Origin of the sequence: Pseudomonas asturiensis (assembly GCF_900143095.1) — a bacterium.
GTDB classification, from domain to species: domain Bacteria; phylum Pseudomonadota; class Gammaproteobacteria; order Pseudomonadales; family Pseudomonadaceae; genus Aquipseudomonas; species Aquipseudomonas asturiensis.
Genome location: NZ_FRDA01000002.1, coordinates 228,489 through 254,260 on the forward strand (window position 1 = coordinate 228,489; position 25,772 = coordinate 254,260).

The 25,772-nt window shown below is 60.2% G+C and carries 21 protein-coding genes and 1 pseudogene; 15 read left to right on the forward strand and 7 right to left on the reverse strand.

Annotated elements, in window-relative coordinates; genetic code table 11:
* Positions 1–11: 11 nt before the first annotated feature.
* From BUB69_RS04155 to BUB69_RS04175, 5 genes and pseudogenes are all read left to right on the forward strand, one after another.
* Positions 12–2,426, forward strand: a complete 2,415-nt coding sequence (locus tag BUB69_RS04155; RefSeq protein WP_073162653.1) for a TonB-dependent receptor — start codon at positions 12–14, stop codon at positions 2,424–2,426.
* A 63-nt stretch (positions 2,427–2,489) separates the two neighbouring features.
* Positions 2,490–3,677, forward strand: coding sequence for an ABC transporter substrate-binding protein (locus tag BUB69_RS04160; RefSeq protein ID WP_073162655.1), 1,188 nt, complete (start codon positions 2,490–2,492; stop codon positions 3,675–3,677).
* Positions 3,674–4,735 (forward strand): FecCD family ABC transporter permease, encoded by a 1,062-nt coding sequence (locus tag BUB69_RS04165; protein WP_073162658.1) that lies wholly within the window; start codon positions 3,674–3,676, stop codon positions 4,733–4,735. The genes BUB69_RS04160 and BUB69_RS04165 overlap by 4 nt, the downstream gene beginning before the upstream one ends.
* On the forward strand, positions 4,729–5,484 hold the full coding sequence (locus BUB69_RS04170) for an ABC transporter ATP-binding protein (RefSeq protein WP_073162660.1): 756 nt from the start codon (positions 4,729–4,731) through the stop codon (positions 5,482–5,484). Before BUB69_RS04165 ends, BUB69_RS04170 begins: the two co-directional genes overlap by 7 nt.
* 27 nt (positions 5,485–5,511) lie before the next feature.
* Positions 5,512–5,922 (forward strand): annotated as a pseudogene (locus BUB69_RS04175) (amino acid permease); the annotation flags it as partial.
* Positions 5,923–6,009: 87 nt separating this feature from the next.
* Here the strand turns inward: BUB69_RS04175 and BUB69_RS04180 are convergent.
* The 3 genes from BUB69_RS04180 to BUB69_RS04190 all read right to left on the reverse strand — a co-directional run bounded on the left by BUB69_RS04180 (position 6,010) and on the right by BUB69_RS04190 (position 8,899).
* Positions 6,010–6,636 carry a glutathione S-transferase family protein gene (locus tag BUB69_RS04180; RefSeq protein WP_073162662.1) on the reverse strand — a complete coding sequence of 209 codons (627 nt, stop codon included), beginning with the start codon at positions 6,634–6,636 and terminating at the stop codon, positions 6,010–6,012.
* A gap of 64 nt (positions 6,637–6,700) precedes the next feature.
* On the reverse strand, positions 6,701–7,378 hold the full coding sequence (locus BUB69_RS04185; protein WP_073162665.1) for a type 1 glutamine amidotransferase domain-containing protein: 678 nt from the start codon (positions 7,376–7,378) through the stop codon (positions 6,701–6,703).
* 84 nt (positions 7,379–7,462) lie between these two features.
* Entirely contained in the window at positions 7,463–8,899 is a 1,437-nt protein-coding gene (locus tag BUB69_RS04190) for a coniferyl aldehyde dehydrogenase (RefSeq protein WP_342744003.1), read from the reverse strand.
* A gap of 152 nt (positions 8,900–9,051) precedes the next feature.
* Here BUB69_RS04190 and BUB69_RS04195 point away from each other — a divergent pair, with 152 nt between their 5' ends.
* Positions 9,052–9,951: a LysR family transcriptional regulator gene (locus tag BUB69_RS04195; RefSeq protein WP_073162669.1), complete on the forward strand. Its 900-nt coding sequence runs from the start codon at positions 9,052–9,054 to the stop codon at positions 9,949–9,951.
* 10 nt (positions 9,952–9,961) lie between these two features.
* On the opposite strand, the gene BUB69_RS04200 is transcribed toward BUB69_RS04195, so the two are convergent.
* A complete protein-coding gene (locus tag BUB69_RS04200; RefSeq protein WP_073162672.1) occupies positions 9,962–10,546 on the reverse strand; it encodes a TetR/AcrR family transcriptional regulator in 585 nt (194 codons plus the stop codon).
* A 205-nt stretch (positions 10,547–10,751) separates the two neighbouring features.
* Between BUB69_RS04200 and BUB69_RS04205 the strand changes: the two genes are divergently transcribed.
* The 4 genes from BUB69_RS04205 to BUB69_RS04220 all read left to right on the forward strand — a co-directional run bounded on the left by BUB69_RS04205 (position 10,752) and on the right by BUB69_RS04220 (position 13,838).
* On the forward strand, positions 10,752–11,429 hold the full coding sequence (locus BUB69_RS04205; protein ID WP_073162674.1) for a type 1 glutamine amidotransferase domain-containing protein: 678 nt from the start codon (positions 10,752–10,754) through the stop codon (positions 11,427–11,429).
* Between the two features lie 119 nt (positions 11,430–11,548).
* A complete protein-coding gene (locus BUB69_RS04210) occupies positions 11,549–12,673 on the forward strand; it encodes an alkene reductase (RefSeq protein WP_073162676.1) in 1,125 nt (374 codons plus the stop codon).
* Positions 12,674–12,830: 157 nt separating this feature from the next.
* A complete protein-coding gene (locus tag BUB69_RS04215; RefSeq protein WP_073162678.1) occupies positions 12,831–13,256 on the forward strand; it encodes a GNAT family N-acetyltransferase in 426 nt (141 codons plus the stop codon).
* Between the two features lie 138 nt (positions 13,257–13,394).
* Positions 13,395–13,838: an NUDIX hydrolase gene (locus BUB69_RS04220; RefSeq protein WP_073162681.1), complete on the forward strand. Its 444-nt coding sequence runs from the start codon at positions 13,395–13,397 to the stop codon at positions 13,836–13,838.
* Between the two features lie 572 nt (positions 13,839–14,410).
* On the opposite strand, the gene BUB69_RS04225 is transcribed toward BUB69_RS04220, so the two are convergent.
* The 3 genes from BUB69_RS04225 to BUB69_RS04235 all read right to left on the reverse strand — a co-directional run bounded on the left by BUB69_RS04225 (position 14,411) and on the right by BUB69_RS04235 (position 17,592).
* On the reverse strand, positions 14,411–16,165 hold the full coding sequence (locus BUB69_RS04225; protein ID WP_073162682.1) for an OPT family oligopeptide transporter: 1,755 nt from the start codon (positions 16,163–16,165) through the stop codon (positions 14,411–14,413).
* A gap of 80 nt (positions 16,166–16,245) precedes the next feature.
* On the reverse strand, positions 16,246–16,965 hold the full coding sequence (locus tag BUB69_RS04230) for a haloacid dehalogenase type II (protein WP_073162683.1): 720 nt from the start codon (positions 16,963–16,965) through the stop codon (positions 16,246–16,248).
* A 90-nt stretch (positions 16,966–17,055) separates the two neighbouring features.
* Complete coding sequence (locus tag BUB69_RS04235; protein WP_073162684.1) at positions 17,056–17,592, reverse strand: Rossmann-fold NAD(P)-binding domain-containing protein; 537 nt, start codon at positions 17,590–17,592, stop codon at positions 17,056–17,058.
* Positions 17,593–17,840: 248 nt separating this feature from the next.
* Here BUB69_RS04235 and mexE point away from each other — a divergent pair, with 248 nt between their 5' ends.
* The 5 genes from mexE (at position 17,841) to BUB69_RS04260 (ending at position 25,770) form a co-directional block, all read left to right on the forward strand.
* Positions 17,841–19,082 (forward strand): multidrug efflux RND transporter periplasmic adaptor subunit MexE, encoded by a 1,242-nt coding sequence (gene mexE / locus BUB69_RS04240; RefSeq protein ID WP_073162685.1) that lies wholly within the window; start codon positions 17,841–17,843, stop codon positions 19,080–19,082.
* A 12-nt stretch (positions 19,083–19,094) separates the two neighbouring features.
* Positions 19,095–22,286, forward strand: a complete 3,192-nt coding sequence (locus tag BUB69_RS04245) for an efflux RND transporter permease subunit (protein WP_073162686.1) — start codon at positions 19,095–19,097, stop codon at positions 22,284–22,286.
* A complete protein-coding gene (locus BUB69_RS04250; RefSeq protein WP_073162687.1) occupies positions 22,286–23,683 on the forward strand; it encodes an efflux transporter outer membrane subunit in 1,398 nt (465 codons plus the stop codon). The genes BUB69_RS04245 and BUB69_RS04250 overlap by 1 nt, the downstream gene beginning before the upstream one ends.
* Positions 23,684–23,824: 141 nt before the next feature.
* Positions 23,825–24,925, forward strand: coding sequence for a tetratricopeptide repeat protein (locus tag BUB69_RS04255; protein ID WP_073162688.1), 1,101 nt, complete (start codon positions 23,825–23,827; stop codon positions 24,923–24,925).
* Between the two features lie 482 nt (positions 24,926–25,407).
* The gene (locus BUB69_RS04260) at positions 25,408–25,770 is read left to right on the forward strand and encodes a histone-like nucleoid-structuring protein, MvaT/MvaU family (RefSeq protein WP_073162689.1); all 363 of its coding nucleotides are present in this window, start codon (positions 25,408–25,410) and stop codon (positions 25,768–25,770) included.
* The last annotated feature ends 2 nt before the right edge of the window (positions 25,771–25,772 follow it).

A 25,772-nucleotide genomic window follows, 5' to 3' on the forward strand; every position in this document is an offset into this window, starting at 1 on the left:
TCCATCCATTCATGCTCGCTGCACGCCATCTGCGTCCGGATCATCGACTCAAACCCGTTGTTTGCAGTGCGTTGCTGAGCCTTTTTCTGATCGGTGCCGTTTGCCCCGTCGCACTGGCTGTGCCCCCCGGACAACTGGATGCCGTGACGGTCCGTGCCTACAACATTCCTTCCGGGCCGCTTGGCGCTACCCTGTCGAGCTTTGCCGTTGACGCAGGCATAGCCTTGTCGTTCCAGCCGTCGTTGACCGAAGGCCTGACCAGCCCTGTGCTTTCCGGCCGTTACTCCACGCAAGAAGCAGTCACACGGCTGCTGGAAGGCAGTGACCTGTCGATGGTCTTGCGCAGCGACGGCAGTTACACCCTGGTACCACGCAGCGTCACACTGGATGAAACGGCAATCACCGGCACCGAGCCGCGCAGCGATTCGCTACCGCCGGTATACGCCGGCGGCCAGGTCGCCAACGGTGGTCGCCTGGGCGTTCTGGGCAATACCGATGTGATGGACGCCCCCTTCAGCGTCAGCACCTACACCTCGGCACTGATCAAGGACCAACAGGCCGTTACCGTTGCAGATGTGCTGGAACGTGACTCATCGGTGCGTTCCACAGGCCAGACCGGCGGGATTGTCGATTCATTCTTCATCCGGGGCTTTCCTGTCGGTGAAGGCAACCTCGGAGAACTGGCGTTCGACGGGGTGTACGGCGTAGCGCCGAACTATCGGGTGTTCACTGAGTACGCCGAGCGCATCGAACTGGTCAAAGGCCCTGGCGCCCTACTCTATGGCATGTCGCCCAATAACGCGGTGGGCGGCGTGATCAACGTGGTGCCCAAGCGTTCACTGGACGAGGACCTGACCCGCTTCACCGCCAGTTATGCCCAGGATGCACAGCTCGGCGGTCACCTCGACGTCAGCCGACGCTTTGGCGACGAACGCCGGTTCGGTGTGCGCCTCAACGGCAGCACGCAGCTGGGCGACACCGTCATTGAGGATCAATCCCGCCAGGTCGACATCGGCGCAGTTTCACTCGACTATCAAGGTGAGCGTCTGCGCACCAGCCTTGACTGGCTCAACCAGAAAGAACGCTTCGACGCCGCTTCCCGCCCCTTCCTGATCGCTTCGGGCGTGGACATACCCTCTGCTGCCAACGGCCGCACCAACGTGAGTCAGGACTGGGGCTGGTCGCGTACCCGGGACCAATCGGCCCTGCTGAGCGGGGAATACGACCTGAGCGACGCACTGACGGTTTTCGCCCATGCCGGCGGAGGCCAGTCTGAGGTCGCACGGATGTCCGATCAGACCCCGACCATCACCAGCGCGGCGGGCGATACGTCATCGACGCCCGGCTATTACCGATTCGAAGTGCAACGCCACACCGTCGATACCGGTGCCCGCCTGCGTTTTGATACAGGCCCGATCAGTCACCGAACGGCATTGCAGGTCAGCCGTTACAACGACGTATTGTCACGCGGGATTACCTCAAGCGCGGCGGTGCTGTCGAATATCTACCACCCGGTTGATCGGCCCCAGCCTTTGATCCCCAGACCCGATGCCCCGAAGGTGTCCGAGAGCGAACTGACCGGCGTGGCGCTGGCCGACACGCTGTCGGTGCTGGATGAGCGCGTGCAGATGACCCTCGGCGTACGCAGACAGAACATCAAGTCCGACAATTACAACGCGACTGGCGTCGTGACAACGTCCTACGACGACGGCCGTACTACGCCGCTGTTCGGCGTGGTGCTCAAGCCCTGGGATCATATTTCGCTCTATTACAACTACCTTGAAGGCCTGAGCAAGGGTGACATCGCGCCTTCCACCGCCTCCAACGCAGGCGAAATCTTTGCCCCTTATGTGTCACGCCAGCACGAGGTCGGGATCAAGGCCGACTACGGCACATTTGCCACCACCCTCGCCCTGTTTCAAATCACCAAGCCCAGCGGCGAACTGGCGTCGGGCGCGTTTTCGGTACAGGGCGAGCAACGCAACCGCGGCCTCGAGCTGAATGTGTTTGGCCAGGTTACGCCAGGCACCCGGCTGCTGGGTGGCGTGACCCTGCTCGATGCCGAACTGACTCAGACCGCTGTCGCCGGCAATCGCGGCAATACGCCGGTTGGCGTGCCGCAGGTCCAGGCCAACCTGTGGGCTGAATGGGACACCCCATGGACCGAAGGTCTGACGCTGACCGGTGGCGCCATCCACACCGGCAGCCAATACGTGAACCAGGCAAATACCCAGAAACTGGATGACTGGACGCGTCTGGACATCGGCGCACGCTACACCACTCGCATCCGTGAACGACCCACCACGTTTCGCGCCACCGTGCAGAACGTTCTGGACACCGAATACTGGTCGGGCGTCGCCTCTTATGGCGCGTTCTCCCAGGGTTCACCGCGCACTTTATTACTGTCGGCGACTGTCGATTTCTGAAGCGTTCAGCCGGACTGCGGTGGGAGCCGCCAACCGACCTGACTTTTGCAAAAGGCTTTGACCATGGTGACTTTTGATCGACGCAGCCACGCTTTCGCAGCGCTGCTACTGGCCGGGCTGCTGGGCCTGGCAATTTGCCTGATGACTGCCCGCGACGTCCAGGCCGCCGAAGCAGACTCGGCCCGCACCGAGGTGACCGACCTGCTGGGGCGCAAGGTCCAGGTTCGTTTGCCGGTCAGACGCGTGATTCTCGGTGAGGGCCGCCAGCTATACCTGGTCGCCGCCCTCGACACGCAAAACCCCATCGAGCGCATCGTCGGCTGGCGCAAAGACCTGATCCAGTCCGATCCCGACACGTATAACGCGTACCTGCGCACATTTCCCGACATTGCCAAAATCCCCACCTTCGGCGGGTTCGAAAATGGCACCTTCGACATTGAACAGGCCATTTCCCAGCGCCCGGACGTGATCATCCTCAACATCGAAGCGCAGCATGCCACCGAAGATGCGCGCTACATCGAAAAGCTCGACGCCTTGGGCATCCCGGTGGTGTACGTCGACTTTCGCAACAATCCGATGAAGAACACCGAACCGACCATGCGCCTGTTCGGCCAGCTGTTTGGCAAGGAACAACAAGCCCAGGCCTTCATCGACTTTCGCAACCAGCAGATTCATCGCGTGACCGATGTCATCGAGAAACAACACCCGCCCCGGCCTCGAGTATTCATCGAGCGCATCGGCGGCTACACCGACGACTGCTGCCTGAGTTTCGGCAACGAGAATTTCGGCCTGTTCGTCGACATGGCCGGGGGCGACAACATTGCCCGCAGCATCATCCCCACCACGTTCGGCCAGTTGAACCCTGAACAGGTCATCGTCGCCAATCCTGCGCACGTCGTCGTCACCACCGCCAACTGGGAAGCATTTGCCCCCGGCGGCCACTGGGTGGGTGTCGGTCCGGGCGCGAACATGGCGCAGGCCAGGGAAAAACTGGCGTGGTACACCCGGCGTCCGGCCTATGCCGGCATCAAGGCGCAGGAAAACCAGGCCTTTCATGCCATCTGGCACCAGTTCTACAACAGCCCTTACCAGTTCGTCGCCATCCAGCAACTGGCCAAGTGGTTCCATCCAGAGCTGTTTGCCGACCTGGATCCGGACGCGTCATTTCGCGAGCTGCACGAGCGTTTCCTGCCGGTGCCATACGAGCCCGGCTACTTTGTCAGCTTGCCGCAAACCGGGGTCAAACCATGAATGGCGGGGTTGACGCCGTGGTGGTACAGGGCGACACCTATCGCCGTCTGGTGCTGCGCAGACGCCTGATCCTTTCCGGGCTGCTGTTTTTGCTGACGTGCAGCGTGCTGCTCGACCTGGCCCTTGGCCCGGCGAGTTACAGCCTTGGCGAAGTGCTCGACGCGCTGTTCTCGCCGGCCAGCGCATCCCCTCAGGTGCGCGTTGTGATGTGGGACATCCGCCTGCCCGTGGCGTTGATGGCCGTGGCCGTGGGCGCAGCGTTGTCGCTGGCCGGCGCGCAGATGCAGACCATCCTCAACAACCCACTAGCCAGCCCGTTCACCTTGGGTATTTCCGCCGCCGCCAGCTTCGGCGCAGCCCTGGGCCTGGCCTTCGGCGTCGCGCTGTTTCCCCTGGCGGCGCAATTCATGGTGCCGCTGAACGCCTTTATCATGGCCATGCTGTCGGCGCTGCTGATCCATTTTCTAAGCATGCGGCGAGGTGTCACGGCTGAAACCATCGTCTTGCTCGGCATCGCCCTGGTATTCACCTTCAACGCGTTGTTGGCGCTGGTGCAGTTCTTCGCCACTGAACAGGCGGTGGCCGCCGTCGTGTTCTGGACCATGGGCAGCCTGACCAAAGCGACCTGGCCAAAACTCGGGATTATCTGTCTGGTGATCGTTATTACCTTGCCGATCTTCGCCAAGCGCGCCTGGGCCATGACCGCCCTGCGCCTGGGCGACGAAAAGGCCGCCAGTTTCGGTATCAACGTGCGCAGCCTGCGTTTTCAGACGCTGATCATGGTCAGTCTGCTCGCCTCGTTTCCGGTGGCGTTCGTCGGTACGATCGGGTTCATCGGCCTGGTCGGGCCGCACATCGCCCGCATGTTGATCGGTGAAGATCAGCGCTTTTTCCTGCCGGCCTCGCTGCTGACCGGCTCGCTGATCCTGTCTGCCAGCTCCGTGGTCAGCAAAACCCTGATCCCCGGCGCGATCTTCCCGATTGGCGTGGTCACGTCGCTGATCGGCGTACCCTTCTTCATATCTCTGATTCTGGGCGGAAAGAAAAACTCATGGTGACGTTACAGCTTGAGAATCTGGGTGCCCGCTACGGCCAGCGCGAGATCCTTCGCGACGTATCGACCACGACGTTTTCCGGTGGCCATGTGGTGGCCGTCGTCGGCCCCAACGCGGCAGGCAAATCGACGTTGTTCAAGCGCATGGCCGGGCTGATCGACGGTGCCGGGCAGGTGATCCTGCAAGCGTCCAAAAAAGGACACACGGGCATCAGCTACATGCCCCAGGGGCTCAACGCCAGCGCACGGCTGACGGTGTACGAGTCGGTGCTGCTGGCGCGCAAGCAACTGACGCCGGGCTGGGTCGTTCACGATGAGGAGTTGCAGCGGGTCGATGAAATTCTTACGGCGCTGGGCATCGATGAACTGTCCTTTCGCAACCTCGGTGAGCTCAGCGGCGGTCAGCAGCAACTGGTGTCCATTGCCCAAACCCTGGTGCGCGAGCCGGAAATTCTGCTGATGGACGAACCCACCAGTGCTCTGGACATGCATCGGCAGATTCAGGTGCTGAATTTCATGCGCAGTCTGGCTCGAAAACGCGAGGTCATTGTGTTTATCGCCATCCATGACCTGAACCAGGCGCTGCGTTTTGCCGATCAGGTGCTGGTGATCGCCGACGGCACTGCACAAGGCAGTGGGCCAAGCCACGACGTGATCACCGAATCGATGCTGCGCAGCGTGTACAAGGTCCAGGCCCGGATCGAGCAATGCAGCCGCGGTCAACGGCATATCGTGATTGACGGTATTGTCTGATCGTTCGTAACGACGCCCCGCTCACTCGATGGTCGTTCTCGGTATCGCAATCCGTTCACCACACTGTTGATGCTGGTGGGCGTGCTGTTGCTGTTCATCGTTCCGGAAGTGATGACGGCGTTCACGATTGTGTCGACGGTGTCAGCCATCCTGGTGATCTTCACCTGGTCGACCATCCTCGCGTCTTACATTGCCTATCGTAAAAAGCGGCCCGACCTGCATGCACAGTCGACCTACAAGATGCCCGGAGGCGTGCCGATGGCCTGGTTCTCTATGGCATTTCTGGGATTTGTGCTGGGGCTGCTCGCCTTGAGGCCCGACACCCGCATTGCGCTGATGGTCATGCCGGCCTGGTTCATCTGGCTGGCCATTGCCTACTCACTGACACACCGCAAAAAATCCCGATCCGCAGCCGATTCGGCAAGGCTGTACACCTGACACCTGCCGACTGGAATGCCAAACGCAAGGGCCGTCAGGTGTACCTGACGGCCCTTTGCGCGAACGCCTGACGGTATTTGCTCGGGTTCAGGCGCCCTGCTGTTCCAGCTTCCAGGCCCGCTTCCAGCTGTCCAGCGCTGTCAGACGCTGCAGGTACGCCTGCAAATGAGGGTATTGCGCACCAGCCTGCAATTGTTCAACCACGGTAATCGCGACAAAGGCCAGCATGAAGTCCGCGCCGGACAACCTGTTGCCGACAATAAAGGTCCTGTCTGCAAGCACACCGTCCAGAAAACCCAGGACCTTATTGAATTCGGTCCGGGTGTAGCCGTCCAGAAATGCCAGATGGGTCCCGGCATCGATCTCGAACTGTGTGAACACCTTGAGCAGTACAGGCACCATCGCCGAACTTTCCGCAAAATGAACCCATTGCAGGTACTCCAGGTAGTCCGGCGAACTGAACGCTGGCTCCAGTTGCGGAGCAAAGCGGCGGATCAGGTACTCGACAATGGCCCCTGATTCAACCAGCACGTGACCGTCGAGTTCAACGACCGGCGACTTGCCCAGCGGATGAATGCGCTTGAGTGAATCCGGGGCGAGCTGGGTGGCCGGATCGCGCTGATAACGAACCAGTGTGTAAGGCTCGCCGATCTCTTCCAACAGCCAGAGGATACGCAGCGATCGGGACGCATTGAGATGATGAAGTGTGATCATGATAACGCTCGTCGATGAGGGCGAAGCGCCTGAGCGCCGGCCGGCACTCAGGCCTGTTCAGAGGCTAGTTGAGTTGGGCGACCAGCGCCTTGGCAACCGCTTCGGAGCTGGCCGGGTTCTGGCCAGTGATCAATGTGCCGTCTTCGATCACGAACGGTGCCCAGTCAGGCCCTTTTTCATAAAGCCCGCCCAGACGCTGGAACTCGTCTTCGATCAAGAACGGCACCACATCGGTCAGCTCCACAGCGGCTTCCTCACCGTTGGTAAAGCCCGTCACGCGGCGTCCCCTGATCAATGGTGATCCGTCGGCCGCCTTCACGTGGCGCAGTGCGCCCGGTGCATGGCAGACAAAACCGATGGGCTTGCCCGCCCGTTCAAATGACTCGATCAGCGCGATGGAAAGCGGCGACTCGGCCAGGTCCCACAACGGACCATGTCCGCCTGGGTAGAACACCGTGTCGAAGTCCTCCTGGCTGACGGTATCCAGCCTGACGGTTGTTGCAAGCGCGTGCTGCGTTGCAGGGTCAGCATTGAAACGATGAGTCATTTCAGTCTGGAAGTCGGGCAGTTCACTCTTCGGGTCCAGCGGAGGCTGACCGCCCGCAGGCGATGCCAGTACGACTTCGGCACCGGCGTCTTTGAAGACATAGTAAGGGGCGGCGAACTCTTCGAGCCAGAACCCGGTTTTCAGACCCGTGTTACCGAGTTGGTCGTGAGACGTCAAAACCATCAGAACTTTCATGTATATCCCTCGCTTTTGCAGTTAGGCCCGTGACGACAATCAACGTCTTGGGCAGAGTCAAAAATGGATCACACTGTCGTCGTTCTAGCCGTTGAAGAACGCCTGGAGCGCTTGTGCTTTATCGCCATAGGGCGCACGCAGACGAAGATTGGCGGCCCCGTCCGGGCTTTGCACGACCACTGGTTTTGCATGCGTGAAGCGACGAAAACCGTGAATGCCGTGATAGGCCCCCATGCCCGACGCGCCTACTCCACCGAACGGCAGGCTGTCGATTGAGGCATGTGTCATGACATCGTTGATCACCAGGCCGCCCGATGTGGTTTGTCGGGTGAATTGCTGCTGGTCATTCAGGTCGTCGCTAAAGTAGTAAGCCGCCAGAGGGCGTGGATTGGCATTGATGTAAGCGATGGGCTCAGCGGCGGTGCGATAGGTTTTAACCGGCAGAAGCGGCCCGAAGATTTCTTCTTGCATGATTGCCATCTCATCAGTCACATCAAGCACAAGGTGCGGAGCAATCGTGCGGGATGTGGCATCGAAGGCCAGCTCACTGTCCGGGGACAGCTTGATCAGCCTCGCACCTTTTTTCTCTGCGTCGGCCAGCAGGCCAACCAGCCGGTCGAAATGACGGTCGCTGATAATCGAGGTGTATTCGGGATTGCCGATAACGCAGGCAAAGCTGGTCGCGATAAAGTCGCGGCTGAACTTGATCAGCGGCTCCACGGCGTCCTGCGGCACCATCATGTAATCCGGCGACAGGCAGATCTGGCCGGCATTGAACGTCTTGATGGTCAGCGTGCGCTCCACGGCGGTGCGCAGATCGTAGCCTTGCGCCACAACCACCGGAGACTTGCCGCCCAGTTCAAGCGTCACCGGAACCAGGTTTTGCGCCGCAGCACGCATCACGTGACGGCCGACGCCGGTGCTGCCGGTGAACACCAGATGGTCAAAGGGCAACCCGCTGAACGCAGCGCCCACGTCCGCATCACCCAATACCACGGTCAGTTCGACGGGATCGAAATAGCCTGCAATCAGCTCGACCAGAAGCTCGGACGTTCTGGGGGTCAGTTCCGAAGGCTTGAGCATCGCCGTGTTACCGCCAGCGAACACGCCTGCCAATGGGCCGAACGCCAGATTGATCGGAAAATTCCATGGACTGATGATGCCGACGACACCCAGTGGCTGCGACTCGATCCACGCTTGCATGCCCGGCCCTGGGCTTTGCACCGACTCAGGCTGCATCCACTGCTCCACGTGTTCAGCGGAGTGTTCAAGCATTTTGACGGTGGTAGCCAGGTCCGCAATCATCGACTGATAAACACTGCGATTGCCGAAGTCGGCACTGATAGCGGCACTGATGGTGGAATGATTTTCACGAAGCAGGCGTGCCGCGCGCAACAATCTATCCGTTCGGGCCGATGCATCGACAGGCCCTGCAGCAAGGTGCGCTCGTTTCATGCTGCGCAAAATCGTTTGCAGGTCGTTGGCGTCTGGCTGGTATCCCATCTCTCTTCCCCTGAACATCTGTGTATGGATGAATAAGTGCAGCCGCCTGACATCCCCAGTGGTCGTCGACAATCAGCTGCGTTCAAACGTGCCGTCATCCTATGGGGCTGGCGCCGGAGTAAAAAGACAGGTTATTTTAGGTTTCATATAAATAATTTTATGGATAGCGCATGTCACTCCTGCGATTACGGACGTTTATAGAGGTGTTTCGGCAGCGCTCCATAAGCGGAGCCGCACGCACCCTGAACCTCACGCAACCGGCGGTTTCTCAGCACATTGCCGGTCTTGAGGCCGCCATTGGCAGAAGCCTGTTTGATCGGCAGGCGCGCGGGGTCGAGCCCACCTCGGCAGCGAAGGAATTGGCGGCGGATATCGGCGACAGACTGGATGAGGCAGAAAGCGCACTCGCCTCTGCAAGAGCACGTTCGGTAGAACTGGCCGGCGCACTGCAGATCATCGGCCACGCCGACTTTCTGGCTGAGGTTGTATCCAGGCAGCTCAAGCCCTTACTGGAAGAAGGCATCCGTATCAGGATGCAGAGCGGTAACCATGAACTGATCTGCCGCATGCTGATCGATGGTGACTGTGACCTGGGGGTCTCGGCAGCGGCTCCGGACAATCCTCGTCTACGCGGCGAGTTGCTGTACACCGATGACGTGATAGCGGTCGCTGCGCCTGCGGTGGTCGAGCGACTGGTTGCGGCGGAGCATTTTGTCACTGCACTGGCGGCCGAACCTATCCTTGCCTACAGCCTCGCGTTGCCGTTGATCGACGCCTGGCTGGCCATCAACCGAATCGAAATCAAAACCTCGACGCCGGCCATGGTCGGCCAGGACTTGAGAACATTGCGTACATTACTGATCGATGGCTGTGGCTGGAGCACCCTTCCCGCCTACCTGTGCAGACCGCACATCGCACGGGGCGAGTTGCAGGAAATTCCTGCGCCGGTGGGGCACTCAAGCCGCGACTATCACTTGATCTGGATGCCAAGCGCATTGCGTCAGCCCCGGGTTGCGCATGCCAGGCAAGCCCTGCTGTGGCGGCTTAGAGGCAGTCGTCGCGAAGAATGAGTCAACGCGCTCAGACACCCAGCAGCCGCATCGTCGTCGCCATCGCCCTGTCCAACGACTGCCCTGTGCGCTGCAGCTTGTTCAGCAGACTGGCGCCCAGCCAGAGCTGGTAGAGGGTTTCCGCCAGTTCAAGGGCATCCCCTCGGGGAAGGCTTTTTTCAGCCTGCCCCTGTTCGATACAAACGGCGATGCGCGACACCACTCGCTCGGCACCATCACGCAAGGTAAGGCGCATGGTCTCGGACAGGTCGGAGACTTCGGCACTGAGCTTCACCACCAGACATTCGTCGCCATGTCCGTCCGGCACACAACGGGCCTGCCAGCCCTGCCAGTAATCCATCAACCGCTCGCAGGCGTTCAGTTCCGGCAGTGTCAGACGTCGCTCCATGTCGGCCAGATACCCAACGAAGTAATCCTCCAGCAGCGCCTGGCCGTACAGCTCCTTGGATTTGAAGTAATGGTAGAACGAGCCTTTGGGCACGCCTGCCGCCAGCAGGATTTCGTTCAGGCCAACGCTGGTGAAACCACGCTCGGCCATCATCCGGTGGCCGGTGTCGATCAGGTGCTGGCGGGTGTCGTCATAGGTCGGTTTCATGGGGAGGATTACCAGGCAATAGACCAGTCGTATTCGAAGGACCGAGAGTTTGCCACATTCGATAGCGAAAAATCCCCGAGTAAAAAAACTCTAGACGACTGGTCTAATTTGAAACTATGCTGCGCCCCGTCAACCTATTCCACAGGTGTTCAGTACGCGCAAATTCGTTGCAGTCGCTGATGCCTGATCAATTACAGGGTGCGCTATGAAAATCTTGATGGTTTTGACTTCACACGATCAACTCGGCAACACCGGCAAGAAAACCGGCTTCTGGCTGGAAGAATTCGCCGCCCCCTACTTCGCCTTCAAGGACGCCGGCGCCGAGATCACGCTGGTGTCGCCGGCCGGTGGTCAGCCGCCGCTGGATCCGAAAAGCGATGAGCCGGACGCACAGACCGCAGAAACCGACCGCTTCCGCAACGACTCCGCCGCTCAACAGGCGCTGGCCAATACCGGCCTGCTGGCAGACGTCAACGCCGATGACTTCGATGCCGTGTTCTACCCAGGCGGCCATGGCCCGCTGTGGGATCTGGCTGAAGACAAACATTCGATTGCCTTGATTGAAGCGTTCGCCCGTAGCAACAAGCCCCATGGCTTTGTCTGCCACGCGCCGGGTGTGCTGCGTCACGTTGTCGGGGCAGACGGCAAACCATTGATTCAGCATCGAGAAGTCACCGGCTTCACCAACGCCGAAGAGGCTGCAGTCGGCCTGACCGATGTCGTGCCATTCCTGATCGAAGACGAGTTTCAACGCCTCGGCGCACGCTATTCCAAAGTCGCTGACTGGCAAGTGCATGTGGTGGCTGACGGACAACTGGTCACCGGCCAGAACCCTGCCAGCTCCGCGGCGGTCGCCGAAAAACTGCTGAAGATGCTTGGTTGATCGACCTCGCCGACACCTCTTGCAGCACGTCCTGAAAAACCGTGTGCCTGTCACACGGTTTATTTTTTATCCGACTTCTAGTCGACTGGTCTAATTAGACCTGAAAGCAAGGTACACCCATGAACAACAGCAGTTTCTTCAAGCCCGCCACGCTGGGCACCCATACCCTTAAAAACCGTATCGTCCTGCCGCCACTGACCCGTCAGCGCAGCACACAACCGGGCAACGTCGCCAACGAGCTGATGGCCGAGTATTACCAGCAGCGCGCCGGCGCCGGCCTGCTGGTCACCGAAGGCACGCAGATCGAGCCCCGCGGTCAGGGGTATGCCTGGACACCCGGCATTCATACCGCCGAGCAAATTGCCGGCTGGCGCAAAGTCACCGAAGCCGTGCATGCGAAAGATGGAGTGATTTTCGCTCAACTCTGGCACGTTGGCCGGGTGTCCCACACCGCCTTGCAGCCGAATGGCGACGCCCCGGTGTCAGCCTCTGCGGTTGCCACTGATCGCGTCAGCGTGTTCATTGAAACGGCCCCCGGCGCAGGTGAACTGGTTCCACCTTCAGCGCCGCGCGCGCTGAGCACCGATGAAGTTCAGGAACTGATCCAGCTCTATATCCAGGCTGCCCGCAATGCCATGGACGCTGGCTTCGACGGCATCGAACTGCACTGCGCCAACGGTTACCTGGTCAACCAGTTCATCTCAGCACACAGCAACCTGCGTACCGATCAATATGGCGGTTCCCTGCAAAACCGCCTGCGTTTTCTGCGTGAAGTGGTCGCGGGCGTTGCCGAATGCATCGGCAAGGAAAAAGTCGGCGTACGCTTTGCGCCGCTGTTCACCACAACCGATGAAGCCCGAACCTACCTGGGCATGGTTGAGGAAGACCCACACACCACTTACATCGAGGCGATCAAGGTGCTTCAGGACGTGGGCATCGCCTACCTGTCCATCGCCGAAGCCGACTGGGACAACGCCCCGGCCATGCCGGAAACCTTCCGCCGCGCAGTGCGCGATACCTTCAAGGGCGCGATCATCTACGCGGGTCGTTACAACGCTGAGTCAGGCGCAAAATTGCTGGAGTCCGGGCTCGCAGACTTTGTGGCCTTCGGTCGCCCGTTCATGGCCAACCCTGACCTGCCTGCGCGGATTGAAAATGACTGGCCGTTGAACGAGCTGAACCCGGCAACGGTGTATGGCGGGAGCGCTGAGGGGTACACGGATTACCCTGTTTATCGCGATTGACCCACAGGATCTATCAGGCGCGCGCTCTTAAAAGAGCGCGCGCCAACCCATCAGCACACCTACCTGCCGCATTTGCTGCAGCTCATGCGGACCACCGACTGCTCTGGCACCTCATTTGCGTGTGAATTTGGCACACACATATGCATGGAGCACTGAAATGAGAGAGTGGATAACCGATGAAAAGGTCGGTGGTGATTTTCTGCAGATCATCAGAAAGGGTGTTATCGACACCGGACGCAATTTGTCCGAGCCACTAGGCGGAAATGCCAAAGACATTGCCTGTGCGATTACTGAAGACTCCAGGCTGATGGGAGGTGCTACAGGTCGTACTGAGTTTGGCCGTCTGTTTGTCAACTTCCTGTGGGTCGATCCACAATGGCGCGGAACCGGGCTCGGTGCCGAGGCGCTGCACACGCTCGAAGCGCTGGCAATCGAAAGAGGCTGCGTGGATTCAATCATTGAAACGCTGGATGATGGGGTTGCTGACTGGTATCAACGCATCGGCTATGAGCTGATCGCGCAGATCCCCAAGTATTGCGGACCGTGGAATCGGCACATTCTTTTGAAGCCACTCACTGGATGATTCATCGATGCGCAGACTGTCTTGCGTTGACCCGCTCTTCAACGTGATCGAACGCATGGCCAAATCGCCACAGACAACGATTTATTTGCAAAAAAAGCTGACCTCACAGCGCTGCTTGGTCACAAGGATGTTCTCACCATGTCGTTACAACGTATTCGCCCCCTCGCCATCTGCATCTTCCATCACCAAGGGAAGATTCTGGTAAACGAGTTCTATGACGATGCCAAACAGCAGACCTTCTTTCGCCCCATCGGCGGGGGCATCGAGTTTGGCGAAAGAAGCCGCGATGCGGTTATCCGGGAAGTGCAGGAAGAACTGGGACTGTCGATCAGCAACTTACGACTGATCGGCACGCTTGAGAGTATTTTCACCTACGCCGGCAAGCCGGGGCACGAGATAGTTCAGGTCTACGACGCGACGTTTGATGATCCTGGTGCCTACGAAAAAACCTGGCTGGACGGCGAAGAGACCGATGGGTCCTCATTCAAGGCGTCGTGGCATTCAGCGTCCAGCTTCACGACCCAGTCTCCACTCGTACCCGAGGGCCTGCCGGAGCTGCTCAAGGCGGCTTCGCTGCTTTGAGGTGCCGCAAGGCCTTGAAAACGCTGTGGCCCGGACGTGATGTGCTGAATAAACCGGGCCTGCTGCGGGAGGGAGCTTGCTCGCGATACGGGTGTTCACGCGCCACATCAATGACTGAAAGGACGCCATCGCCGGCAAGCCGCCTCCCACGGGTGATGCATTCATTCCGGCGCTTTGGCTTTGGCCCCGTTTCGCGCGTCTTCCGAGCCTCAGGGTTACACGCAAGTCCTGCTGCAGCCACCGGACTGTGGGAGGGAGCTTGCTCGCGATACGGGTGTTCATGCACCACATCAATCGCTGAAAGGACGCCATCGCCGGCAAGCCGCCTCCCACGGGTGATGCATTCATTCCGGCGCTTTGGCTTTGGCCCCGTTTCGCGCGTCTTCCGAGCCTCAGGGTTACACGCAATTCCTGCTGCAGCCACCGGACTGTGGGAGGGAGCTTGCTCGCGAGACGGGTGATCACGCGCCACATCAATGACTGAAAGGACGCCATCGCCGGCAAGCCGCCTCCCACGGTCTGATATGTCCTGCGCTGACTCACTTTGAGCACGCCATTCAGCGCAGCCGCTATCAACCATTCCCCATCATCTGCCAAAACGACGCCCCCACCCCGGTCATACTCTCCCCCGCAATCAACCCCGCCGCTGCGGTAATCGCGAAACGCTCGGTCAGGCTCGGCCAGCGGCGGCTCACCAGCCAGGTCAGGATCGCGCCGAGCGCCATCATCAGCGATACCGACGCGGGCAACACGAACGCGAGACCCAGCGCAGCCGTGCTAGGCAAAAATCTGGCACGGCTTGCAGGCAGCACGCTATCGAGAATGCCCAGCAGCACGCCAGCGAGGCCGCCGATGAAGATCGCCCAGCGGATGCTGGCGGACAGCGAGTCCAGCCCGTGGGTCAGGGTTTGTGCCACCGCTTTCCAGGTGGCGACTGCAGGTGCAGGCCATTCTTCAGTGAGCAGCATGCTCTGCGGGTCGGGAATAAGGGCCAGGTACGCGCACACGTCAACGATGCTGCCGACGAAAATTCCCAGCGTCTGCGCGATCAGCTGTTTGCGCGGCGTTGCGCCAATGGCCTTGCCGACTTTGAAGTCGTTCATGAGATCGGTGCACTGTCCTGCTGACCCGCCAGCGGTATTGGCGCTCATCAGGTTGATCGGCACCTGCCCTGGCGCAACGATGCCAAAGCTCAACTGGGACAGTTGGCCAATGGCACCGATGGGCGGAATCCCGGTCGCGCCGACCACGCGGGCGGCGACGGCGGCCAGACAGATCGCCAGCGGGATGGTCAGCAGCGCCATCCACAGATTGATGCCGAACAGCATGGCCTGAAGACCCACCACCAATACGATTGCCAGCAGAAAACCGGCGGCAGGCCCGACTTTGGGGACCGTCCACAGCGTGCCGCCGCCGTGCTTGTTGGAGCGGTACAACGACCACAGTCGAATCGCCAGCGAGGCCAGTGTCGAGCAGACCATCAGGCTCACGCCCGGCCACAGCAACCACTCCACCAGTGCGGCGAACTGTGGACCGCTGCTGTCGGGCGGTAACTGCACCAGGCCTTGCTCCAGCAGCCAGGGTGCCAGCCCGCCCCACGCCAGCAAAGCGCCGAGCAGCAGGGTCATGCCCACACGAATACCGATAATCGCGCCAAAACCCACCAGCAGCAGCGACGGGTCAGCAGTAAAGGTCAGGCGCTCCAGTTGGGCGCTGGGCGACCAGCGCGGCAACGTCCACATGAACGTGTCGACCCATTTGACCGACGCCGACAACAACGCGGCGCTGAGCAGGACCTTCAAACGCGTCGCGGCTTCATGGCCGTGGTTGTAGATGTGCAACAGGGTTTCCAGGGTTGCCATGCCTTCGGGGAACTTCAGCGCCTTGTCATTGAGCAGTGAAGGCCGCAGATACCAGGCGATCCAGATACCCAGAAAGCTCACCGAGAACACCCAGGCGATCATCGGGATGGCGTCCAGTTGCTGGCCGGTGAGCAGCGTATAGGCAGGAATCGGCGCGACCAGCCCGCCGGAAATGATCGATGCCGCGGCAGACGCCACGGTCTGATTGATATTGCTTTCGTGCAGGGTCCAGGGCAGTTGCGTGGTCGAGCGACGGGCCAGCCCTTGCCAGATACCGTAGCCAATCAGTAAGGCAATGATCGACATGTTGAACGACCAGCCGATCTTGAGTCCCGCGTATACATTGGAGGGTGTCAGGAGGATACCGAGCACGATCCCGGTAACGACAGCGCGCAGGCTTAGCTCACGTTCTACAGGTCCGGCCAGCGAAGTCGTCGACGAAAGCGATGGCGAGGCTTGGTGCATGCGAATTCCTTATCGGCAATGAAACAGAGCGGTCACTCAACGCGGCGGCTTAACAAGTGAGCGCTGTATCGTCGGAAGGTTCAGGGTGCGGTGCATAGCTGCCGGGCAAGGTCGATGAAACTGTCGGCTTCATAGTCCCAGTCCTGGGCATAATCCGCGTCGGGCGCAGGGGCTCCCCCGTACTCCATGGGCCGATGGACAAAAGCCGTCATCAGGCCGCAATCCCTGGCTGCCGCCAGATCGCTGTGATGGCATGCCACCAGACATAATTGCTGTGGTTTCAGGCCCAGTGCATCGACTGTCGTCAGGTACGCAGCAGGTTCCGGTTTATAGGTCTGGGCAAACTCCGCCCCCAGCAGTGCGTCCCACTGCAAACCGTTGTACCGGTTCATCGCGATCATCAGTTCTACGTTGGCGTTGGACAACGTCACCACGGGGAAAAGAGTGCGCAGTCGAGCCAGCCCTTCAGGCACATCGGGCCAGGGATCCAGCCGACGCCAGGCATGGGCAAGCCGCCACAATTCATCGGGATTAATCTGACTGACGTCCAGGCCATGAGTCGTCAACAGTTGTTGCAGTGTCTCGTGGTGCAAGGTGTCCAGCACCACAAAGCCTCTCGCCTCGTTGATGCACTCACGCATGGCCGGGGCGTACAGTGCGCGCCACTGCAGTGCAAACGCTTCAGGGCTGATCGAAGGCAGGTGGCTGGACAGGAACGTTGCCGTCTCACGCGCGATGCCTGAATTCCAGTCCACAACGGTTCCAAAGACATCAAACGCCAGCGCTTTTGGGAGCGTCATAGGGTTCCTCCTGAAGTTGCCATCGGAACCACTGTAGTGAGTAAACGCGGGCCTGGCGAACATGTATTGCCCGACCACCCTCTCGCCAGATCAATTGGTCTGACGAGACGGCTGACCGTGCAATAGCGGTTTTGCTTCCAGTTTCAAGGTTTTACGGATGGCCGCATCCAGAAAACCTGCTGGCGCGAAGCGACGCATGAACTGCAACTGACCTGCTGACTTACCGGCGGTGTAACGCAGCTTCGGGCGCTCGGCGCAAGCGGCCTTGAGCACCACCTGGGCGACGACGTCGGGGATGTCGGCATGGGCCATCGCGTGGTTGACCACTCTCGAAACGCTCGCGCGAATGTCCTGGTAAAGATCGAGCTTGGCGTCGGCCTCAAGGGTGTTGTTCTCGAACTGAGTCCGGGTGTAACCGGGTTCGTGGTCCACAGACTCCGAATAGCCCTCGACCGCATGCTTGCTTGCGGCATAGAGCGCCACATAAGGCAGCGACACAACACCCAGGAAGTTGGTATCGAAAAGGGCCTTGGCCTGCTCGATAGAGCGCTCCCCGGCGGCGGCAGGCGCGAGGCCGATGCCGGATGAAGCGCCGGTCACCAGCGCTACGGGTTTGTGGGTCGCCATGGGGTTTGCTTCGCAAAATGGACGGACTGAAGATGGCGCTATGATGACGACCACAATCTTAATACGTCAGCCACGTTGATGCCGAATCGGCATCATCCTATCTCGCGCGCCAGAACCGCTCTGCTTAGCGCCTATCGTCCGGTCACTCATCATTCCCGATGATAGTAACCTTCGATTTATTCGATTCGTTAATAACACCCACAGCGCAACAGAATCCGCCCCATCCTTTACTATCGGCGGAACTTCTCATGTCCCAGACAATCGCTCATCTGCGCTATCCCCTCACCGCCCTTGCCCTGGTTGTGATCAGCGCCTGTGGTCGCGCGCCTGAGGCCACTCAGGCACCGGCCGCCGCCAAGGTCAGCGTCGCCAGGGTGCTGGAACAACCCGTCAACGAATGGGACGAGTTCACCGGCCGCCTGGAAGCACCGGAAACCGTTGAAGTGCGCCCACGGGTGTCCGGCCAGATCGATCAGGTGGCGTTCACCGACGGTTCGCTGGTCAAGAAAGGCGACCTGCTGTTCCAGATCGACCCGCGTCCGTTCCAGTCTGAAGTTCGTCGCCTGGAAGCCCAGTTGCAACAAGCGCGTGCGGTCGCCCTGCGCAGCGATAACGAAGCCCAGCGCGGTGAGCGTCTGCGCACCAACAATGCCATTTCCGCAGAGCTGGCCGATTCGCGCACCACGTCGGCGCAGGAAGCCAAGGCTGGGGTCGCAGCGATTCAGGCACAGCTGGATCTGGCCCGCCTTAACCTCAGCTTCACCCGCGTAACCGCCCCGATCACAGGCCGCGTCAGCCGTGCCGAGATCACCGCTGGCAACATTGTGACCGCCGATGTCACACCGCTGACCAGTGTGGTCTCCACCGACAAGGTCTACGCCTACTTCGACGCCGACGAGCGTGTGTTCCTCAAATACACCGAACTGGCCCGCAAGGGTCAGCGCGGCCAGACCACCCCGGTTTATCTGGGCCTGTCCAACGAAAATGGCAACCCGCACCTGGGCCAGATGAACTTCGTCGATAACCAGGTCAACCCGCGCACCGGCACCATCCGTGGCCGCGCCGTGTTCGACAACAGCGATGGCAGCTTCACACCTGGTCTTTACGCACGCCTCAAGCTGGTCGGCAGCGGCACCTATTCTGCCGTGCTGATCAACGATGAAGCTGTCGGCACCGACCTGGGCAAGAAGTTCGTGCTCGTCATGGACAAGGACAACAAGCCGGCTTATCGCCCGGTCGAGCTGGGTCCGAAAATCGAAGGGCTGCGCATCGTACGCAACGGTCTTGGCAAGGACGACACCATTGTCGTCAAAGGTTTGCAGCGCGTACGCCCCGGCCAGCCTGTGGACCCTGAAGTCACGCCGATGGCCAGCGCCGACACCCTCGCCCTGCTGCTCAAACAACGTCAGGCCCTCGAAGCCAGCAATCCGCAACAGTCGGCGCCCAACGCGACCGCCAAACTCGCCAGCGCCACCGCGCCTCGCGGCTAAGGGACTCGTTCGATGAACTTCTCAAAATTCTTTATCTCGCGGCCGATCTTTGCCGCCGTGCTGTCACTGTTGATCCTGATCGCCGGTGCCATCTCGCTGTTCCAGTTGCCCATCAGTGAATACCCGGAAGTGGTGCCGCCCACCGTCGTCGTGCGCGCCAACTTCCCCGGCGCCAACCCCAAGGTGATCGGTGAAACCGTGGCCTCGCCACTGGAACAGGCCATTACCGGCGTCGAGAACATGCTCTACATGTCATCGCAGGCCACTGCCGACGGCAAACTGACCCTGACCATCACCTTCGCCCTGGGCACCGACCTGGACAACGCGCAGGTGCAGGTGCAGAACCGCGTGACGCGCACCGAACCCAAGCTGCCTGAAGAGGTGACTCGGATCGGTATCACGGTGGACAAGGCCTCGCCCGACCTGACCATGGTCGTGCACTTGACCTCGCCGGATCAGCGTTACGACATGCTGTACCTGTCCAACTATGCCGTGCTCAACATCAAGGATGAGCTGGCCCGCCTGGGCGGTGTGGGCGATGTGCAACTGTTCGGTATGGGCGACTACTCGCTGCGTGTCTGGCTCGACCCGAACAAGACCGCCTCGCGCAACCTGACCGCCACTGACGTGGTCAATGCGATTCGCGAGCAGAACCGCCAGGTTGCCGCAGGCCAGTTGGGCGCCCCGCCCTCGCCCAATGCCACCAGTTTCCAGATGTCGATCAACACGCAGGGTCGCCTGGTCACCGAGGAAGAGTTCGAGAATGTGGTGATCCGCGCCGGTGCCGATGGCGAAATCACCCGCCTGAAAGACGTGGCCCGCATCGAACTGGGTTCCAGCCAGTACGCCTTGCGTTCGCTGCTCAACAACCAGCCGGCCGTGGCGATGCCGATCTTCCAGCGCCCGGGCTCCAACGCCATCGATATTTCCAACGATGTGCGGGCCAAAATGGCCGAGCTGAAAAAGGGCTTCCCCGAGGGGATGGACTACAGCATCGTGTATGACCCGACCATCTTCGTGCGCGGCTCCATCGAAGCGGTGATCCACACCCTGTTCGAAGCACTGATTCTGGTGGTGCTGGTGGTAATCCTGTTCCTGCAGACCTGGCGTGCCTCGATCATTCCGCTGGTGGCCGTGCCGGTGTCGCTGATCGGTACGTTCGCGGTGATGCACCTGTTCGGCTTCTCGCTCAACGCGCTGTCGCTGTTCGGGCTGGTGCTGGCCATCGGGATCGTGGTGGACGATGCGATCGTGGTGGTGGAGAACGTCGAGCGAAATATCGAGTTGGGGCTTGAACCGGTCGCAGCGACTCACAAAGCCATGGGCGAAGTGACCGGGCCGATCATCGCCACGGCGCTGGTGCTCTGTGCGGTCTTCGTGCCGGCAGCGTTCATTTCCGGCCTCACCGGACAGTTCTACAAACAGTTCGCGTTGACCATTGCCATCTCGACCGTGATCTCCGCGTTCAACTCGCTGACCCTGTCGCCTGCACTGGCTGCCGTTCTGCTCAAAGGCCATGACGCGCCTAAAGACCGTTTCTCACGTTTCCTCGACAAGCTGCTGGGCGGCTGGCTGTTCCGTCCGTTCAACCGCTTCTTCGAGAGGGCCAGCCATGGCTACGTCGGCACGGTTGCCCGGGTCATTCGCAGCAGTGGCATTGCCTTGCTGGTGTACGCAGGCCTGATGGTGCTGACCTGGATGGGGTTCTCCAGCACGCCGACCGGTTTCGTACCCAGCCAGGACAAGCAGTACCTGGTGGCCTTTGCCCAGTTGCCGGATGCGGCGAGCCTGGACCGCACCGAAGACGTCATCAAGCGCATGTCTGAGCTGGCCCTGAAACAGCCGGGCGTGGAAAACGCGATTGCGTTCCCGGGTCTCTCGATCAACGGGTTCACCAACAGCCCGAACAACGGCGTTGTCTTCGTCGCGCTCAAGCCGTTCGATCAGCGCACCGACCCGAGCCAGTCAGCCAATGCCATTGCCGGCGCCTTGAACGGCCAGTTCGCGTCGATTCAGGAAGCCTACATGGCGATCTTCCCGCCGCCTCCGGTACAGGGTCTGGGTACTATCGGCGGGTTCCGCCTGCAGATCGAGGACCGAGGCAATCTGGGCTACGACGAGCTGTACAAGGAAACCCAGAATGTCATCGCCAAAAGCCGTAGCGTGCCTGAACTGGCAGGCCTGTTCACCAGCTACACCGTGAACGTACCGCAGGTCGATGCATCGATTGACCGTGAAAAGGCCAAGACCCACGGCGTGGCGATCAGCGATATCTTCGACACCCTGCAGGTCTACCTGGGTTCTCTGTACGCCAACGATTTCAACCGTTTCGGTCGTACCTATCAGGTCAACGTTCAGGCTGAACAGCAGTTCCGTCAGGATGCCGACCAGATCGGTCAGCTCAAGGTGCGTAACAACTTGGGCGAAATGATCCCGCTGGCGACCTTCGTCAAGGTCACCGACACGGCAGGTCCCGACCGCGTCATGCACTACAACGGCTTCATTACGGCCGAGATCAACGGCGCTGCAGCACCGGGTTATAGCTCGGGTCAGGCCCAGGCTGCGATCGAGAAACTGCTCAAGGAAGAGCTGCCCAACGGCATGGTCTACGAATGGACCGACCTGACCTATCAGCAGATTCTGTCGGGCAACACCGCGCTGTTCGTCTTCCCGCTCTGCGTGCTGCTGGCGTTCCTGGTACTGGCCGCTCAATACGAAAGCTGGAGTCTGCCGCTGGCGGTGATCCTGATCGTGCCGATGACGCTGCTGTCGGCGATTGCCGGGGTGATGATTGCCGGTAGCGACAACAACATCTTCACCCAGATCGGCCTGATCGTACTGGTGGGCCTGGCCTGCAAGAATGCGATTCTGATCGTCGAGTTCGCCAAGGATAAACAGGAAGAAGGCATGAGCCCGCTGGACGCCGTCCTGGAAGCCTGCCGCCTGCGTCTGCGGCCGATCCTGATGACTTCGTTCGCCTTCATCATGGGGGTCGTGCCGCTGGTCCTCTCCAGTGGTGCCGGTGCCGAGATGCGCCATGCCATGGGCGTGGCGGTGTTCTCCGGGATGCTCGGCGTCACCTTCTTCGGCCTGTTGCTGACACCCGTGTTCTACGTGCTGATCCGTAACTTCGTCGAGCGCCAGGAGGCCCGCAAGGCCGCACGGGCGCAGAAACTGCAAACACTGCCTGCGGAGACGCATTGATGAGCGCGCTTAAACTCTTCGTCCCGAGCCTGTTGGTACTGGCACTGGCAGCCTGCGCCGTCGGCCCGGACTACAAGGCGCCCGACACTGCACCGGCGAAACTGGCCGCTGCCGCACAGGGCAACTACGACCGCACCAAGGCTGATGCAGCGTGGTGGAGGCAATTCGAAGATCCGACCCTCGACAAGCTGGTCACTCAGTCACTCGATGGCAACCGGGATTTGCGCGTGGCCTTTGCACGTTTGAAAGCCGCGCGCGCCATCCGGGATGACGTCGCGAACGACGCCATGCCGGTGGTGACGAGCCGGGCCAGCAGTGATTTGGGCAAGGGCCAGCAGCCCGGCGTGACCGAGCGTCGTGTCAACAGTGAGCGCTATGACCTGGGCCTGGACATGGCCTGGGAGCTGGACCTGTTCGGGCGTATTCAGCGTCAACTGGAAGCCAGCGATGCTGACGAAGCAGCCGCGCAGGCCAATCTGTATCAGTTGCAGGTCACACTGATCGCCGAGGTGGTCGACGCCTACGGGCAACTGCGTGGCGCGCAACTGCGCGAAGCCATTGCACGGGACAACCTGAAGAATCAACAGAACTCCCAGGGCGTGACCACGCAACTTCGCGATGCCGGTGTGGGTAACGAGCTGGATGTAGTACGAGCGGATGCGCGGCTGGCAGCGGTTGAAGCCACCGTTCCGCAGTTGCAGGCCGAGCAGGTGCGCCAGCGCAACCGGATCGCGACCTTGCTGGGTGAGCGGCCCGAGAGCCTCAGCGTGGATTTGAGCCCGACCAGATTGCCCGCCATTGCCAAGGCGTTACCGATTGGCGATCCGACCCAGGTGCTGCGCAACCGGCCTGATGTGTTGGCCGCGGAGCGCCAGTTGGCCGCCTCGACTGCACGCATCGGTGTCGCCACTGCTGACCTGTTCCCACGGGTCAGCCTGAGTGGATTCCTCGGCTTCACCGCCGGGCGTGGATCGCAGATCGGCTCATCAGCGGCCAAGGCCTGGTCGCTGGGCCCGAGCATCACCTGGGCAGCGTTCGACCTGGGCAGCGTCCGGGCGCAGATTCGCAGCGCCAATGCCGATGCCGAAGGTGCGCTGGCCAATTATGAACAGCAGGTGCTGCTCGCACTGGAGGAGTCGGAAAACGCATTCAGCGATTACGACAAGCGCCAACAACGTTTGCTGTCGCTGATTCGGCAGAGTGAATCCAGCCGTGCCGCGGCGCGCCTGGCCTCGGTACAGTATCGCGAGGGTACGGCCGACTTCCTCGTGCTGCTGGACGCCGAGCGTGAGCGACTCGCGGCCGAAGACTCCCAGGCCCAGGCAGAAATCGAGCTGTATCGCGGCATCGTTGCCATCTACAAGGCACTGGGTGGCGGCTGGCAGCCACAAGCCTGATAGACAGCGCTCGGCAAACCCACCCCGCACCTGAAAAATGCGGGGTTTTTTACGCCTGTTGATCGAGCTTTTTGACGCGTAAGGTTTGACAGCGGACAGGCACTCCCCGAAGCTGCAAGCCGTCAAGCATTGGATATCGGTATGCCCAATCTGCCTTCAAAGGGCTTCTCGCCTCAATCCGCTACCCGTCGTCGCTGGCTGACAGGCGTCGCGATTGCGCTGGTCGTGTTGACGCTCTCGATCAGCTTCTGGTGGTGGCGCAGCACGCCAGCACCCGCCACTCCTGCCAATCTGAGTCATACCTACGCCCAGGCGCTGGACCAGGCTCACAATGGCAAGCCCGGTGCGGCCCGAGTGCTGTATCAGCAACTGGCGCGTACGGATCTGTCTGATGCGCACCGCATAGCCTTGCTGGCCGAACTGAGCAACTACCCCAGCCCTCAGGCCCTGAAGTTACTGGATGCTGCACTGGGGCACGACTCCGCCCCCGTACGCGAGGCCGCCATTGCAGCCAGTGTCAGGCTGGTGTCCAGCAGTCAGCGCAGTTTGTTACTCGGTCCATTGCTGGAAGATCGAGAACAATCCGTGCGGTTCGCAGCCACCCGCGCCTTGCTGGGTTTATCACCCGACGAGCTGGGACTGTACTTCGCCGTCCTGCAACAAAGCGCAGAAGCTTTCCAGGAATCCCTCAAAAGCCAGCCACCCACTGCGCAGAACCAGTTGCAGCTTGCCCGACTTTATTTGCAGACAGGTGATCTGGAACCTGCTGTAACCGCTTTGCAACGCGCCACGGATCTGGACCCGGATAACATCGAAGCTGCCTTGGCCCATATAGAACTGCTGGATAAAAAAGGTCAGGCCGAACAGGCGCGCAGTCTTTTTGCCAGGCTGTTGGAGCGACATCCCGACTCCTCGATGCTGCAGCACGCGCTGGGAATGTGGTTACTGCTCCATGACCAGGCCGAATACGCCCTGCTGAGCCTGGCCAAGGCGTCGGAACTGAGCCCTGAGAACAGCGACTATCGCTATGACCTGGCAGCAGCGCTGCACGACCTTGACCAGTTGGAAGCTGCGCAGAAACAATTGGCACAAATTGTTCAGAACGACCCCGCCAATCGCAAGGCACGTGTATTGCTCATCCAGTACTGGAAAGAAAACGGGCAATTGCAGAACGTCCAGGTCCTGCTTGCCGAGCTTGAACAGCAGAACCCGGACGACCCCGCACTGCAGCAAGGACTCTGAGCGACGCGCAAAAGCGCCAGGGCAAAAGGCCATCCCCCGCATCGCTGAAGCCCTGTCGCCCCGGCGCTTTGAGTCCATTCATACACTTCACGCACGCCGCCGTATTTGTCTGTAGGACGTTTCTTTTTTCACGGTACTCAACGCAACGTTGCGCGCCGGAATGCGGCGTCTATTATCAGAAATAACTTACACGTCGCGGCGCTCGATAACACTGCCTGTGTCTGCAACACTCAACTGAACAACGACCGGTGATTTAAGCAATTTCAAGAAGACTGTTTTCTAACCGGAAAAAAAGGTGCATCATTTACGGGCGATCGAGTTTAACTACCCCTTATCTGCGACCCTGCCAGACCGGATGGCTTAGTTTTCAGCATTGAACACGTGGGTAATGGGCAGGTATCAAACGAACGGATCAGCCAAACAGTTTTGTCTTATCGTTTTATTGGGCTGGCAACAGCCATGACATTGTCGGAGTGTGTTATTTGTCCAGACTTGCCGAGTTTCGAGCAGCAGAAAAAGCCCTTCAAGAGCAGCTGGCACAGCTGGAAGCCTTGAAGAATGACGCCGGGCTGAAAAAGGAGATTGAATTCGAGCAAAAGCTCCAGGACCTCATGGGTAGCTATGGCAAGAGCCTGCGCGACATCATCGCGATCCTCGACCCTGCCAGCTCTACATCGCTGGTTGCACCGGCTGGCCCCAAGCGCCGCCGTGCACGTATCGTCAAGGTTTATCAGAACCCGCACACCGGTGAACTGATTGAAACCAAGGGCGGCAATCACCGCGGCCTTAAAGCCTGGAAAGAGCAATACGGTGCGGACACTGTTGATTCATGGCTGCGTGCCTGATC